Annotated in this window: 14 protein-coding genes; 11 read left to right on the forward strand and 3 right to left on the reverse strand. The window is 64.1% G+C overall.

Annotated features, from left to right (window positions below):
- Nucleotides 1-38: 38 nt before the first annotated feature.
- Complete coding sequence (locus QQS38_RS17805) at nucleotides 39-911, forward strand: glucosamine kinase nucleotide-binding domain-containing protein (RefSeq protein WP_479646683.1); 873 nt, start codon at nucleotides 39-41, stop codon at nucleotides 909-911.
- 77 nt (nucleotides 912-988) lie between these two features.
- Nucleotides 989-1,813 carry a Cof-type HAD-IIB family hydrolase gene (locus QQS38_RS17810; RefSeq protein ID WP_479646684.1) on the forward strand — a complete coding sequence of 275 codons (825 nt, stop codon included), beginning with the start codon at nucleotides 989-991 and terminating at the stop codon, nucleotides 1,811-1,813.
- Between the two features lie 157 nt (nucleotides 1,814-1,970).
- Here the strand turns inward: QQS38_RS17810 and QQS38_RS17815 are convergent, their stop codons facing one another.
- Complete coding sequence (locus QQS38_RS17815) at nucleotides 1,971-2,255, reverse strand: helix-turn-helix domain-containing protein (RefSeq protein ID WP_479646759.1); 285 nt, start codon at nucleotides 2,253-2,255, stop codon at nucleotides 1,971-1,973.
- 209 nt (nucleotides 2,256-2,464) lie between these two features.
- The gene (locus tag QQS38_RS17820) at nucleotides 2,465-2,959 is read right to left on the reverse strand and encodes a histidine phosphatase family protein (RefSeq protein WP_479646685.1); all 495 of its coding nucleotides are present in this window, start codon (nucleotides 2,957-2,959) and stop codon (nucleotides 2,465-2,467) included.
- 547 nt (nucleotides 2,960-3,506) lie between these two features.
- Here QQS38_RS17820 and QQS38_RS17825 point away from each other — a divergent pair.
- Entirely contained in the window at nucleotides 3,507-3,809 is a 303-nt protein-coding gene (locus QQS38_RS17825; RefSeq protein WP_277430739.1) for an H-NS histone family protein, read from the forward strand.
- A gap of 174 nt (nucleotides 3,810-3,983) precedes the next feature.
- Here QQS38_RS17825 and QQS38_RS17830 read toward each other — a convergent pair whose 3' ends face one another.
- Complete coding sequence (locus QQS38_RS17830; RefSeq protein ID WP_479646686.1) at nucleotides 3,984-5,051, reverse strand: glycosyltransferase family 4 protein; 1,068 nt, start codon at nucleotides 5,049-5,051, stop codon at nucleotides 3,984-3,986.
- Between the two features lie 521 nt (nucleotides 5,052-5,572).
- Between QQS38_RS17830 and flhD the strand changes: the two genes are divergently transcribed.
- From flhD to QQS38_RS17870, 8 genes are all read left to right on the forward strand, one after another.
- The gene (gene flhD / locus QQS38_RS17835) at nucleotides 5,573-5,893 is read left to right on the forward strand and encodes a flagellar transcriptional regulator FlhD (RefSeq protein ID WP_479646687.1); all 321 of its coding nucleotides are present in this window, start codon (nucleotides 5,573-5,575) and stop codon (nucleotides 5,891-5,893) included.
- Nucleotides 5,894-6,019: 126 nt separating this feature from the next.
- Nucleotides 6,020-6,601 (forward strand): flagellar transcriptional regulator FlhC, encoded by a 582-nt coding sequence (gene flhC / locus QQS38_RS17840; RefSeq protein ID WP_479646688.1) that lies wholly within the window; start codon nucleotides 6,020-6,022, stop codon nucleotides 6,599-6,601.
- 217 nt (nucleotides 6,602-6,818) lie between these two features.
- On the forward strand, nucleotides 6,819-7,679 hold the full coding sequence (gene motA / locus QQS38_RS17845; protein WP_102611552.1) for a flagellar motor stator protein MotA: 861 nt from the start codon (nucleotides 6,819-6,821) through the stop codon (nucleotides 7,677-7,679).
- A gap of 35 nt (nucleotides 7,680-7,714) precedes the next feature.
- Complete coding sequence (motB, locus tag QQS38_RS17850; RefSeq protein WP_479646689.1) at nucleotides 7,715-8,737, forward strand: flagellar motor protein MotB; 1,023 nt, start codon at nucleotides 7,715-7,717, stop codon at nucleotides 8,735-8,737.
- Between the two features lie 37 nt (nucleotides 8,738-8,774).
- A complete protein-coding gene (locus QQS38_RS17855) occupies nucleotides 8,775-9,149 on the forward strand; it encodes a response regulator (RefSeq protein WP_479646690.1) in 375 nt (124 codons plus the stop codon).
- 146 nt (nucleotides 9,150-9,295) lie between these two features.
- The gene (cheA, locus tag QQS38_RS17860) at nucleotides 9,296-11,497 is read left to right on the forward strand and encodes a chemotaxis protein CheA (RefSeq protein WP_479646691.1); all 2,202 of its coding nucleotides are present in this window, start codon (nucleotides 9,296-9,298) and stop codon (nucleotides 11,495-11,497) included.
- A gap of 24 nt (nucleotides 11,498-11,521) precedes the next feature.
- Nucleotides 11,522-12,052 carry a chemotaxis protein CheW gene (gene cheW, locus QQS38_RS17865; RefSeq protein WP_479646692.1) on the forward strand — a complete coding sequence of 177 codons (531 nt, stop codon included), beginning with the start codon at nucleotides 11,522-11,524 and terminating at the stop codon, nucleotides 12,050-12,052.
- Between the two features lie 36 nt (nucleotides 12,053-12,088).
- Nucleotides 12,089-14,011 (forward strand): methyl-accepting chemotaxis protein, encoded by a 1,923-nt coding sequence (locus QQS38_RS17870; protein WP_479646693.1) that lies wholly within the window; start codon nucleotides 12,089-12,091, stop codon nucleotides 14,009-14,011.
- Nucleotides 14,012-14,018: the final 7 nt, after the last annotated feature.

Genomic DNA, 14,018 nt, shown 5'->3' on the forward strand with positions numbered 1-14,018 from the left:
AACATTGAGGATGCGGCTCGGCGCCGCGGGTGAAAAGCATGGAAACAACGCAATTTCTGATCGGTGTCGACGGCGGTGGCACCGGCACGCGCGTCGTGCTGGCCGATGTGCGCGGCGTCGAACTCGCGCAGGCCGCGGGTGGCCCGTCGGGCCTCGCGCTCGGTGTCGAGCGTGCGTGGCAGGCCATCGAAGGGGCGTGCGCGCAGGCGTTCGCCTCGGCTGGGCTGGCGCTCCAATGGCGGCACTGCGTGCTCGGCTGCGGGCTCGCGGGCGTGAACAACCGCGATTGGCTTGCGGCGTTCTTGGCGCGCGCGCCTCATGTTGCCAGGCTCGATGTGCAAAGCGATGCCTACACCACCGTGCTCGGCGCGCATGGGGGCGAAGCGGGCGTCATCGTCGCGGTCGGCACGGGCAGCATCGCGGCCGCGCTCGGTGAAAGCGGCGTGTGCCGCATCGCGGGCGGCTACGGATTTCCTTCGGGCGACGAAGCGAGCGGCGCACGGCTCGGGCTGCGCGCAATCGTCCATGCCCAGCAAGCACTCGATGGGCGGGTGAACGCCGATGCTTTTTCGCATGCGCTGCTCGCCCACATCGGCGCTGCCGATCGCGATGCGCTCGTGGTCTGGCTCTGCGAAGCGAAGCAGACCGATTACGCCGGTTTGGCGCCCATCGTGCTCGAACACTGCGACCATCCGTTCGCGGCAGCGCTGCTGGCGCAGGCGGGAGCCGACATTGCGAAGCTCGTCGATGCTTTGGATCCGCTCGGCGCGATGCCGGTCGCGCTATGCGGCGGGCTCGCCGCAGCCCTAGCGGGCTATGTCCCGGCATCGCACCGGTCCCGGTTGCGTCCGCCGCTGGCCGACTCGGCGCACGGCGCGCTCGAACTCGCGCGGCGCGCGATGTTTCGTTAAGCGGCCTAAAATGACGGAGCAATTGCCGCGCGATTCATCGCGCCGCCTTCCTCGAAAAACATCGCCCGGCCTTTTCCATGTACAAGCTCGTTGCTACCGACCTCGACGGCACGCTGCTCAACAGCGATCATCAATTGGACCCGTTCACGGTGGCTACGGTGCGCCGGCTCGAGCAATCGGGGGTCCAATTCGTGATTGCCACGGGGCGCCACTACTGCGATGTCGCGGGCATTCGCGACGTGCTCGGCATTCGTCCTTATCTCGTGACATCCAACGGCGCGCGCGTTCACGCGCCTGACGACACGTTGATCCACTCGCGCAACCTTTGCGCCGACGCGGTGAAGCAACTCGTGCAGCCCGGCATCGTCGGCGAGCATGGCCGCGTGATCGTCAATCTGTTCGCTGACGACGCCTGGCTCATCGATCGCGACGCGCCCCAGTTGCTCGCTTACCACCAGGATTCGGGCTTTCGCTATGAAATCGTCGATCTGCAGGCGCACGACGGCACAGACATCGCGAAGGTGCTTTATATCGGCGATCCCGCGGATCTCGCGCTCATCGCCGAGCGCCTCGATCGCGCGTTTGGCGATGCGCTTTACGTGACTTATTCGCTTCCCGATTGTTTGGAAGTGATGACGTCGAACGTTTCGAAGGGACGCGCGCTGCAATTCGTGCTCAACCGTCTCGAGCTGCACCCCGCACACTGCGTCGCGTTCGGCGACAACATGAACGACATCGACTTGCTCGAAACCGCGGGACACCCGTTCATGATGAACAATGCCAATCCCGATTTGATGGCGCGGCTCCCGTCCGTGCCGCGCATCGGCAACAACTTCGAGGCGGGCGTCGCGCATCATCTGCGCAAGTTGTTTTCGATGACGGATGAGCTAGCCGCCTCTTAATACGCACGGCCCGGCCTCTCCCTTCATTGCCCGTTCGCCGCTGGCAATTGGCAACCCTTTAGCGCAACGGCGTTGGCTCATCTCGAGCGGCTTCGCGCGGTCGGCTGAACACCTTGGGCGGCGCCACCGAAAACCGCCCTGCATCAGCTCGCGCACCCTATTCGTCGTCACGGAAAATCTCCTTGAGCTGGTCGTAGTCCGGGCGAACCGATACGATGGAAAGCCCCTTTCCAAGCGCTGTCAGCGCGGCCAGGACGTGATGCAGCCCCACGTTCTGGCCCGACTCCAGTTGCGTGATCGTAAAGCGCGCCACACCCGCCTTATCCGCCACCCATTGCTGCGTGCGGCCTTGGGCCTTGCGCTCGCGGCGAAAGGCTTCTCCGAAATCCGGAGCAAACAGGATAGGGAAGGCGCTGGACGCGCTCGGCGCACTGTATGGCATATCTAACAAGATGAGGTTGCGTTTGCGGGAATGTAGGATATATCTGTCACGAGTTAAAGGATCTCGAGACGATGACGTAGGCCAAAGTCAACCTCACCGTCGAGCAAGCAGTCCGATGCGCTCACGCAGGGTCACGCGGTCTACTGCTTTCTCAATGGTGTCGTGATCAACCTCGGCGACCTGTTTTTCTAAAGTGACGCGTGCAGGGCCTAGGGGGCGATCGCTGACGATGGTGCGGGCGCGTCGGGCAGCGCCGCGCACGGGCAGTCCTTGGGGCGTCCATCGAGGCCTTCGCGATCGAGCGTGAACGCCGCATTCGGCGTGGCGCCATCCGCAGCCCAATCGAGCTTGACGACGTATATCGCATCGAAGTCGCCGCTTCGCCAATGCGGCACGCTCTGCGTCGAGCCGCCGTATTGCTGCATGATCCGGCGCACTAGCGCTTCGATCTCATGATGCTCCCACGCTACCACCACGAGCTTGCCCCGTCGTTCGGGTGCAATGAGCGCCTTTTCGAGCGCATCGATTTGGGCATATCCGTAGCTCGTATCGACGGGCATGCCGAACTGAATGGCCGTGGGTTCGATCGTCGCGAGTGGACGGACATAGTCGTATGGCACGCCTTCGTCCGGTTTTCGGATCGATGGATTGGGCGCGTAAAGGGCATCGGGTATACCGAACTTCGCTGCGATAACGGCAGGCAATGCCAATGCTCGATTAAGCCCTTGGCAGTCCAATTGTCCATATCCATGGGCCGGCTTTTCGCCGTGACGGACGAAAACGATGGTTTCGTGCAGAGGCGAGGCGGCCTGAGCAGCCCCGGCTTCGGAGCAAGCGGCCGCAGCGGCGAGCGCCAGCGAGCGACAGAGCGCACGGCGAAGCGGACGGCGCCGCGCTGGCGCGGTATTCGGATCGACGGTCCACCGACATTTCATGGCGTTTCCCTTTCAACGAATCGCGGAGTGAACGAATGACCGAAAGCGCACATCGCCATGCAAATGGCCAATGCGCTCGCTTTTACGCCTCCCTCCGAGAGGTCGCGCAGCGCGCCCGCTTCCCCATTCGGAGCAATAGGCTCGGAGGCGAGGGGCGGCTATTGGACCGCTAATGAGGTTTTTCGCACGGTCTACACACATTTAAGAATTATCGTACGATTCCATCTCGCTCAATCTCGGGTAAATTCGGCATTGCCAGCCGGTAAAGTTCCGACTAACCTCCGAACAAACTCTTTTTCAATCAAGGGAGACCACGATGTCCCAATACGCAGAGCTCAAGGCTCAGATCGCAAAGTTGCAGGCGCAGGCCGACGAGGCGCGCCGCCAAGAAGTCGTCAATGTGATCGCGGAAATCAAACAAAAGATCGCCGAATTCGGACTCGGCGCCAGCGACTTGGGATTCGCCGAAGCGCCGCGGCGCGGCCGCCCCCCGGCGAAGAAAACCCCGCTGCCCCCGAAGTACCAAGATCCGAAATCGGGCAATACGTGGAGCGGCCGGGGCAAGCCGCCCAAATGGATTGCCGGCAAGAACCGAGATCGGTTTCTGATCGCGCAGTAATTCGCTTGCTGACGTGTGCGCGAGCGTGCCGCCCGGCGCGCTCGTCGCATGGCCCGGCGAGCAGGCGGCCGGCTATGCGAATAGGATTTATCGACGAATTGATTCGCGTGAGGTTGCGCGAGCGTATTGCTTCATTCGGTTTTTTCGCGCTTCCCCATTCACTTTTTATTCGGGTTATCCCGCTGCCACACTGCGCAACTTCGGGCGTCCGGCGCCTTGTTCGAGCAGTGTCTCGTAGCATTTCACGTAGTTGCTCGCCATCGTCCGAGCGGTGAAGCGCCGTTCGAACTGCGCGCGAATTTCCTCTCGAGACAATTCAGGCAGGCGCTCGAGCGCCGCGACCGCTCCCTGAACGTCCTCCACGATATAGCCGGTCACCGCGTGATCGATCACCTCCGGCACCGAGCCACGATTGAATGCGATGACGGGCGTGCCGCACGCCATGGCTTCTATCATCACCAAGCCGAACGGCTCGCACCAATCGATCGGAAAGAGTAGCGCTTTCGCGCGCGACAAGAACTCTGGCTTGCGCGCCTCGTCGATTTCGCCCACGAACTCGACATGCGCCTGCGACAGCAGAGGCTCGATCTGTTGCTTGAAGTAATCGCGATCGACCTTATCGATTTTGGCCGCGATTTTGAGCGGCAAGCCGCTCATTGCCGCGATTTTGATTGCGGTATCGACGCGCTTTTCGGGGCAAATTCGACCGAGAAAAGCCAAGTATTCGGGCTCGCAATGCGGTTGCGGCGTCAACAGGTGTTCGGGCAGCCCGTGATAGACGGTGTCGCACCACCGCGCTTGGGGCAACGGCACGCGTTGCGACTGCGAGATCGACACGACGTTGGCTTGCGAGAACGTGTCGAACACCGGTTGCAATTCGGGCAAGTCCAGTCGCCCATGCAGTGTCGTCAAAGACGGCGCGGCCGCATCCGCGAACAGCGAGAACGGCAAATAGTCGAGGTGGAAATGCAGCACGTCGAATTGGCTTGCTAGCCGGCGCACCTTTTCGAGCAGCAACATGTGCGGCGCGAGCGGGTCGCGGATCGTCGGGTCCAAGCGCAGCGCCCGCGGCCAAGCGGCGTCGAGCGTCGCCGACGTAATCGAATCGCCGCTTGCGAACAGCGTGACGTCGTGTCCGAGCTCGACGAGCGCTTCGGTCAAATACGACACGACGCGTTCGGTGCCTCCGTAGAACTTCGGCGGTACGGCTTCGTAAAGCGGCGCGATCTGAGCGATTCGCATTGCGTCAATCTCCTTTCAGTGGGCGGCGCGCGCAACCTTGCCGCCGATGGCTTTTGGGCTGCCCTGCCATTATCGGGAGCCAACCCCGCCGCTAAGAGCAGGTTTTCAAACCCTTAATCCTTGTTACACGCCGAAACAGCGCGGGTTCACCACAACGGTGAAATCCGGTAAAAAGCGGGCGCGGCGCTTTTGCTACCCGGAATATGTTGCGGGCAGATGTCGGCCGGCTGGCCGGTGAGAATGATTTGCATCGATACGACGGCCGTTTCAGCGAATGCCCGCATGCCGGTGGCCGCCGAACGCGCCGAAAGTCCGCAAACGCCCGCCGGCCGCTCGTGTCGGAAAAATTCCTACACGCTTTCTAGACATTTCCGGCACGGACCCGCGGTGCTCTTCCTATTTCCACCACTTTTACAATTAGACACAATTTGCCCGACACACGAACGGGGCGGCAGCACCGCGAGGAGTCGCACGCTGCCGAGCAAACGTTTCCGAACGACACAGACCAGCCCGGGGGAATCATGAGCGCCACCAGCGAAATGCTCAGCGAGATCAAGGAAATCAACCTCTCGTATCTGTTGCTCGCCCAGCGCCTGTTGCGGGAAGACAAGGCGATGGGGATGTTCCGCATGGGTATCGGCGGCCAGTTGGCCGATGTCCTCACCAACCTCTCATTCGCGCAAACGGTGAAACTGGCCGCGTCGAATCAACTTTTGTGCCGCTTTCGCTTCGATGACCATGCCGTGCTCTCGTCGTTGGCCGACAAAGGCAAGAGCGCTTCGGTGGCCCAAGCCCATTCGGCCATCTTGATGGCCGGACAACCCGCCGTGTCAATGGGCTGACCGGGCACTCCCCGCGGCGCGACGCGCCGCGGCCATCGTCGCCATTCCCGCGGTTCCGGCGCTTGCGCGCGGTGCGGCGGAGGTTGAACACACGCTAGCTATCAAGTAACGGGGCACACGGCCGATATGGCAACCAAGAGCGTCGTGCTCGAAGTCAAGGAAATCACGCTGGCGATCGAGTTGATCGAATTGGGCGCACGCCTGCAACTGCTCGAAGCGGAAACGAGCCTGTCGCGCGACCGGCTCATCAAGCTGTACAAGGAGTTGAAGGGGGTGTCGCCGCCCAAGGGCATGCTGCCGTTCTCGACCGACTGGTTCATGACCTGGCAGCCGAACATTCACTCGTCGCTGTTCTTCAACATCTACCGCTTCATGGCCGAGCATGGCGGCTGCGAGACGATCCAGTCGATCGTGAAGAGCTACCGCCTCTATCTGGAGCATACGGCGCTCAACGGCGACGAAGCGCTGCTCAGCCTGACGCGCGCCTGGACTTTGGTGCGGTTTTTCGAGTCCGGCATGTTGCAGATGACGGCTTGCACGCGATGCCGCGGGCATTTCGTCGCGCATGCGCACGATCCGCAGCAGGGCTTCGTTTGCGGGTTGTGCCAGCCGCCTTCGCGGGCGGGCAAGACCAAGAAATCGGCCGCCGCCAAGGCGCAGCAGGCCGTCGCGCTCGCGCAGCCGGGCGCGTCCGAACTCGCGGCCTAGCGCGGCCCGATCGCGCCCGGTCGCGCATTGCCGGCCGGCGCGCGACCCGTCCCCGCTTTCCGGCCTGCGGCCCCGCCAGGCGGACAGGCCGGTCCAGCCGGGCGTCGTCGTGGTTTACGCGGCGTTCCCGGCCCTCTTTTGCCCCCAAAGTTTTCGGCTCGTCTGCCGTAAACCAGATTAACGACGGTCTCCCGTCGACCTTGTGAGGATCCCAGCTGTGCTGATTTTCGTTGGAACACTCGTAACCGTGTTGTCCGTCTTCGGCGGCTATGCGCTCGCGGGCGGCCATCTGGGCGCGCTAGTGCAACCCGAGGAAGGGCTGATGATCGCCGGCGCCGGGCTGGGCGCGTTCATTCTCGGCAACGGCATGAAGACGATCAAGGCGACCATCAGACTGTTGCCGACGCTATTCAAGGGCTCGAAGTATACGAAGGATACGTATATGGAGCTGATGGCGTTGCTTTACGTTTTGCTTGCAAAAGCGCGTAAGGAAGGCACGCTCACGCTCGAAGCCGATATCGACGATCCCGAGAAGAGCCCGATTTTCACGCAGTACCCAAAGATTCTCGCCGATCACCATATCGTCGAATTCCTGACCGACTACCTGCGTCTGATGGTGGGCGGCAACATGAACGCGTTCGAGATCGAGAGCCTCATGGACGAGGAGATCGAGACGCATCACGCCGAAGGCGAAGGCCCGGCGCACGCGCTGAGCCGAGTCGGCGACGCCATGCCCGCGTTCGGCATCGTCGCGGCCGTGATGGGCGTGGTGCATACGATGGCATCGGCCGACAAGCCGCCCGCGGTGCTCGGCGCGATGATCGCGCAGGCGCTCGTGGGCACCTTCCTCGGCATCTTGCTCTCGTACGGCCTCATCGGGCCGCTCGCGAGCCTGGCCGAGCAGCGCGTGGCCGAGTCGACGAAGATGTTCCAGTGCATCAAGGTCACGATTCTCGCAAGCCTGAACGGCTATGCGCCGGCGATCGCCGTCGAGTTCGGCCGCAAGGTGCTGTTCTCTCCCGAGCGCCCGTCGTTCGCCGAGCTCGAAGAGCACGTGCGCCGGGTCAAGGCGAAATAAGCGGCACAGGCTGAGGAAAACGGGGGCGCGCGAGCATGACCAAGGGCAAGGACAGGGCGATCATCGTCAAGCGCGTGGCGCCCTCCAAGAAGGGGCACCACGGCGGAGCGTGGAAGCTCGCCTACGCGGATTTCATGACCGCGATGATGGCGTTCTTCCTGTTGATGTGGCTGCTGAGCGCCGTCACGCCGGTGCAGCTCAAGGGCATCGCCGAGTATTTCAACCAACCGTTGAAGGCGGCGCTGCTCGGTGGCGGCGATCGCAGCGCCCAGGAGTCGAGCATCATCAAGGGCGGCGGACGCGACATTTCCACCGATACCGATGGCGTCACGCGCCGTTCGGACGGCACGACGGCGCAGGCGACACATACGGCCACCAAGGCCGACGATCAAGCGCTGAACATGCTGGAAGGCGCGCTGGAGCGGCGCGAGCAGGCGCGGCTGCACGATCTGCAGGTCAAGTTGATGGCCGCGATCGAGTCCAATCCGGTGCTGCGCCAGTTCAAGCAGCAGATTCGCATCGATTCGACCCTCACGGGCCTGCGCATCGAAATCGTCGATAGCCAGAAGCGGCCCATGTTCGCGACGGCGCGCGACGACGTCGAACCGTACATGCGCGACATCTTGCGCGCGATCGGCCAAACGCTGAACGACGTGCCCAACCGGATCGTCGTGCAGGGTCATACCGATGCCGTGCCCTATGCGGGCGGCGGCAAGGGTTACAGCAATTGGGAGCTGTCGGCCGACCGGGCGAACGCGTCGCGGCGCGAATTGATCGCGGGCGGCATGGACGAAACCAAGGTGCTGCGCGTGGTGGGGCTCGCATCGACGCAGAACCTGAACAAGGCCGATCCGCTCGATCCGGAGAATAGACGCATCAGCATCATCGTTCTCAACAAAAAGGCCGAGGACGCGTTGATGCATGATGAGTCGACGGCGACGACCCTATCGGACGACGCAGCCAGCGCCGCGCCGCTCATCGGCAAGATCGCGCCGCGAGCCGCTCCGGCGGTGACGCCGCCGCCCGTGAGCGCCGCGGGGCCGGGAGCGAAGCAATGAGCGGCGAGCGTGGGAGCGAGAGCGGGGTGAGACATACATGATCAAGCAGATTTTGGCGATCGACGATTCGGCCGCGATGCGTGAAATCCTCGCGGCGACGTTGCGCGGCGCGGGCTACGAGGTGACGGTGGCCGCCGACGGCGATGAAGGGTTGGCCAGCGCCTCGGCAAGCCGCTTCGACCTCGTGCTGACGGATCAGTACATGCCCAAGCGCAGCGGGCTCGATGTGATCGCGGCGCTGCGCGCGCAGCCGGCCTACGCGAACACGCCGATCTTCGTGCTGACGACCGAAGACGGCGTCGCCTTCAAGGATGCGGCGCGAGCGGCGGGCGCGAGCGGTTGGATCGAAAAGCCGCTCGACCCCGATACGCTGACGGAGCTCGTCGACGCGCTCAACGCGCAAGGCGCGTGACGGGGCAGAGATAGGGATACGGAGCGATACGAACCGGTGCGAACCGGCGGGAAGTAGGCAAAGACAGGGCATCTGCAGCGCAAGGCGCGCGCAATGAATGGACAACGCGCACCAGCGAGCACACGACTCTTAGCGGTGACTGAAGCATGACACTCGACATTACCCAGTTTTATCAGACGTTCTTCGACGAGGCGGACGAACTGCTCGCGCAGATGGAGCAGTTGCTGCTGAACCTGAATGTCGGCACGCCCGATCCGGAGGATTTGGCGGCCATCTTTCGCGCGGCGCATTCGATCAAGGGCGGCGCGGCGACCTTCGGCTTCACGGCGTTGACGGAAACGACGCACATCTTGGAATCGCTGCTCGATCGCGCGCGCAACAACGAACTGACGTTGCGCAAGGACATGATCGATACGTTCCTCGAAACCAAGGATGTGCTCGCCGATCAGCTCGCGGCCTACCGCGCGAGCGCCGAGCCCGATGCGGCCGCGGCCTCCGCCATCTGCGCGAAACTCGAGCGGCTGCATGCCGAGGCGAGCGGCGCCGCTGCCGCCCCGGCCGCGGAGCCGGCGCCGGCCCCTGCCGCCGGCGCGGCTGCGGCTTCGGCTCCCGCCGCGACCGACGGTACGCCCGAGCATGTGGTCGAGCAGGCCGTCGAGGCGACGCACGGCGTGGCCGGCGGCGCGTCGGCGGGCGACCCGAACAATGCAGGACCTCACCTGAAAGTGACGCTACGGGGGGTGGGGGAGAAGGACCAGGAACTCCTGATCGAAGAATTGGGCAACCTGGGACACATCGTGGGACAGGTGAAGAGCGGCGCCGACTTGATCGTCTACCTCGAGACCGACGTACCGTCCGACGACATCACAGCCGTGTGCTGCTTCGTGATCGACGAAAGCCAGATCACGATCGGCCGCGGCGCCGCGCCTGAAAGTCAGGCCGGAGCAGCGCCTGCCGTGGCGAGCGCGCCGCAAGCGAGCGCGCCCGCCCCCGCGGCACAGGCGAACCCCGCAGCGGCGCCCGCGCCCGCGGCGCCTGCCGTCAGCGCGGCGCCGGCGGCCGAGCCCAAGGCCGAGGCGCCCAAAGCGGTCGCCGCCCCGGCCGCGGCCCCGGCCGGCGAGGACAAGAAGGCGCGTCCGGCCGCCGCCGCGGCCTCGAGCGAAGGCAGCTCGATTCGTGTCGGCGTGGAAAAGGTCGATCAGCTGATCAACCTCGTCGGCGAACTCGTCATTACCCAGGCGATGCTGGCCGAAACGACGAGCACCTTCGATCCGGCGCTGCACGACCGGCTGTTCAACGGCATGGCGCAGCTCGAGCGCAACGCGCGCGATCTGCAGGAAACCGTGATGTCGATCCGCATGATGCCGATGGATTATGTCTTCAGCCGCTTCCCGCGCCTCGTGCGCGATCTGGCGGCCAAGCTCGGCAAGGAGGTCGAACTCGTCACCTTCGGTCAAGCGACCGAGCTCGACAAGAGTTTGATCGAGCGGATCATCGATCCGCTGACCCACCTCGTGCGCAACAGCCTCGACCACGGCATCGAAACGGTCGAGGCGCGGCGCGCGGCCGGCAAGGACGGCGCGGGCCAGCTCGTGCTGTCCGCGGCGCATCATGGCGGCAACATCGTCATCGAAGTGAGCGACGACGGCGCGGGCTTGCGCCGCGACAAGATTCTCGCCAAGGCCATGAAGCAAGGCATGCAGGTGAGTGAATCGATGAGCGACGAGGAAGTCTGGAACCTCATCTTCATGCCCGGTTTCTCGACGGCGGAACAGGTGACCGACGTCTCGGGCCGCGGCGTGGGCATGGACGTCGTCAAGCGCAACATCCAATCGATGGGCGGCCACGTCGAGATCACGTCGCATGCGGGCAAAGGCACGACGACGCGCATCGTCTTGCCCCTCACGCTGGCGATTCTCGACGGCATGTCGGTGAAGGTCGGCAACGAAATCTTCATCCTGCCGCTGAACTTCGTCATGGAATCGCTGCAGCCTGTGGCGGAGGACATTTACACGGTGGCCAATGGCGAGCGCGTGGTGCGCGTGCGCGGCGAATACCTGCCGCTCGTTCCGCTGCACGAGGTGTTCTCGGTGGAGGGCGCGCGCACGGAGCCGACCCAAGGCATCGTGACGATCATGCAGACCGAGGGCCGCCGCTTCGCCATGCTGATCGACGAGTTGGTCGGCCAGCAGCAAGTGGTCGTGAAGAACCTCGAAACGAACTACCGCAAGGTACGCGGCATTTCGGCGGCGACGATTCTGGGCGACGGCAGCGTCGCGCTGATCGTGGACGTCGCGGCATTGAATCGTGAGAGCCGTGCGTCGCACGGCGCCATGAATTTTTCGTAATTCCCTAACCGTTTGGGGGCTAACGTGGCTGAAGTCCAAACCAACATTGCAAGCGGCGCGCTCGTCGCGGGCGGCCGTCGCGACGCGCTGCAGGCCGATGCGGCCGGGCAAGAGTTTCTGATCTTCACGCTCGGCGCGGAAGAGTACGGCATCGACATCCTGAAGGTGCAGGAGATTCGCGGCTACGACAGCGTGACGCGCATCGCCAACGCGCCCGAGTTCATCAAGGGCGTGATCAACCTGCGCGGCATTATCGTGCCGATCGTCGACATGCGGATCAAGTTCCAACTCGGCCGCGTGGAGTACGACCATCAAACCGTCGTGATCATCTTGAACGTCGCGCACCGCGTGGTCGGGATGGTCGTGGACGGCGTGTCGGACGTGCTGACGCTGACGCCCGACCAGATCATGCCCGCGCCCGAATTCGGCGCGACGCTCACGGCGGAGTATTTGACTGGCCTCGGTACGATCGAAGGGCGCATGCTGATCCTCATGGACATCGAGAAACTGATGGTCAGCAAGGAAATGGCGCTCATCGAAACCTTCGCGCAGTAACGCGCAAGGCTCGATCGCACCAAACGGAGATTGACGATGTTGCAAAACTGGTCGATTCGCACGACGTTGACGGCCATGGGCGCCGCGCTCGTCGCGCTGACCATCGCGGTCGGCGTGCTCGGGCTGACCGCCCTCTCGGGTGCGACCCGCTCGCTCGATTCGCTCGCACGCGGAGATTTGCCGACGATCCACGCGCTGGACGAAGCGAGCAGTTATCTGCTGCGCTCGCGCATCGCACTCGATCGTTTCCGCGCGCTGTCCGAGGCGGGCAACGCCGACGAAGCCAAGAAGGTGCTTGCGCGCGCCCAAGAGTTGCTCGCCGCCTCGAACCAAGCGTGGCAAACCTTCTCGAGCACGCCGCGCGAAGGCGTCGATAGCGCGCTCGTCGATGAGCTCAATGCGCGCCACGCAACATTGCTGCACGACGGCGTCGAGCCCGAGTTCGCCGCTGCGCAAGCCGGCGATCTGGCCGCCTATCACGCCATCGCCGATACCAAGATCAGCCCGATGTTCGTCGCGTTCGACAAAGTGGCCGCCACGGTGCTCAAGGCGCGCCAAGAGCACGCCGAGTCGCAGCGCGAGCAATCGGCCGCGCGCATCACGCTGATGAGCTCGCTCATCGTCGGCGTGACGGCGCTCGCGATCGTTCTGGTCGTGTTCGTCCGGTTTGCGTTGCGCGGGCTGATCGTGCAACCGATCAACGACGCGATCGCTCACTTCGAACACATCGCCGACGGCGACCTGACGCGCAGCGTGCGCGTGTACGGCAGCAACGAGATCGGCCGCCTCTACGCGGGCATCTTACGCATGCAAAACGCGATCACGACGATGGTCAAGGCCGTGCACACGGGCACCGAATCGATCGATGTCGGTGCGCGCGAGATCTCGATCGGCAACACCGATCTGTCGCAACGCACCGAAGAGCAAGCCGCTTCGCTGCAGCAAACGGCAACCAGCATGGGCCAGCTCACCGGCACCGTGCGCCAGAACACCGAGAACGCCCGGCAAGCGAGCCAGCTCGCGGTGAATGCGTCGGACATCGCAATGCGCGGCGGCGAGGTCGTGAGTGAGGTCGTGACGACGATGCAGGACATCGCGACGAGCTCGAACAAGGTTGTCGACATCATCGGCGTGATCGAAGGGATCGCGTTCCAGACCAACATCCTCGCGCTGAACGCAGCGGTGGAAGCAGCGCGCGCGGGCGAGCAAGGGCGCGGCTTCGCGGTCGTCGCCGGCGAAGTGCGCAGCCTCGCGCAGCGCAGCGCGGCGGCGGCCAAGGAAATCAAAGGACTGATCGGCGATTCGGCGGATAAGGTGGCGAGCGGCTCCGAACTCGTGGGCCGCGCCGGCACGACCATGGACGAAATCGTTCAAGCCGTGCGCCGCGTGACCGACATCATGGGCGAGATCAGCGCGGCTTCGGAAGAGCAATCGACCGGTATCGAGGGGGTGAATCGCGCCCTCACGCAGATGGACGACGTGACGCAGCAGAACGCGGCGCTCGTCGAGCAGGCGGCGGCAGCGGCGGCGTCGCTCGAAGAGCAAACGCGCCAGTTGAAGACGGTCGTCGGCCAATGGCGCATCGAGGGCGGGCACGCGGCAAGCGCGGCGCCGGCGTCGCACCCCGCGCAAGCGCGGCTTGCCGTGAAGCCGGCGGCCAAACGCATTTCGCCATCGGCGCAGCAGGCTCGTTCGGCGCGCACGAGCGCGGCGAAAGCAGCGAGCGCCGCAAACGCTTCGCATGAGCCGAGCGGTGCGGCAGCGGCAGCCGATGCAACGAGCGCCGCGCAGGCGGTGCCAAGCGCGAAGCCTGCGCTCGCCGCCAAGCCGGCGCCTGTTGCACGAAGTGCCTCGGCCGCCGCCAAACCGGCCGTGAAGGCCGCGCCGGCGGCAATCGCCCCGGCCCCGGTCGTCACTGCCTCGAGCAGTAAGTCGGACGACGACTGGGAAACGTTTTGAACCCGCG

This window comes from Trinickia sp. Z7 (assembly GCF_056498045.1).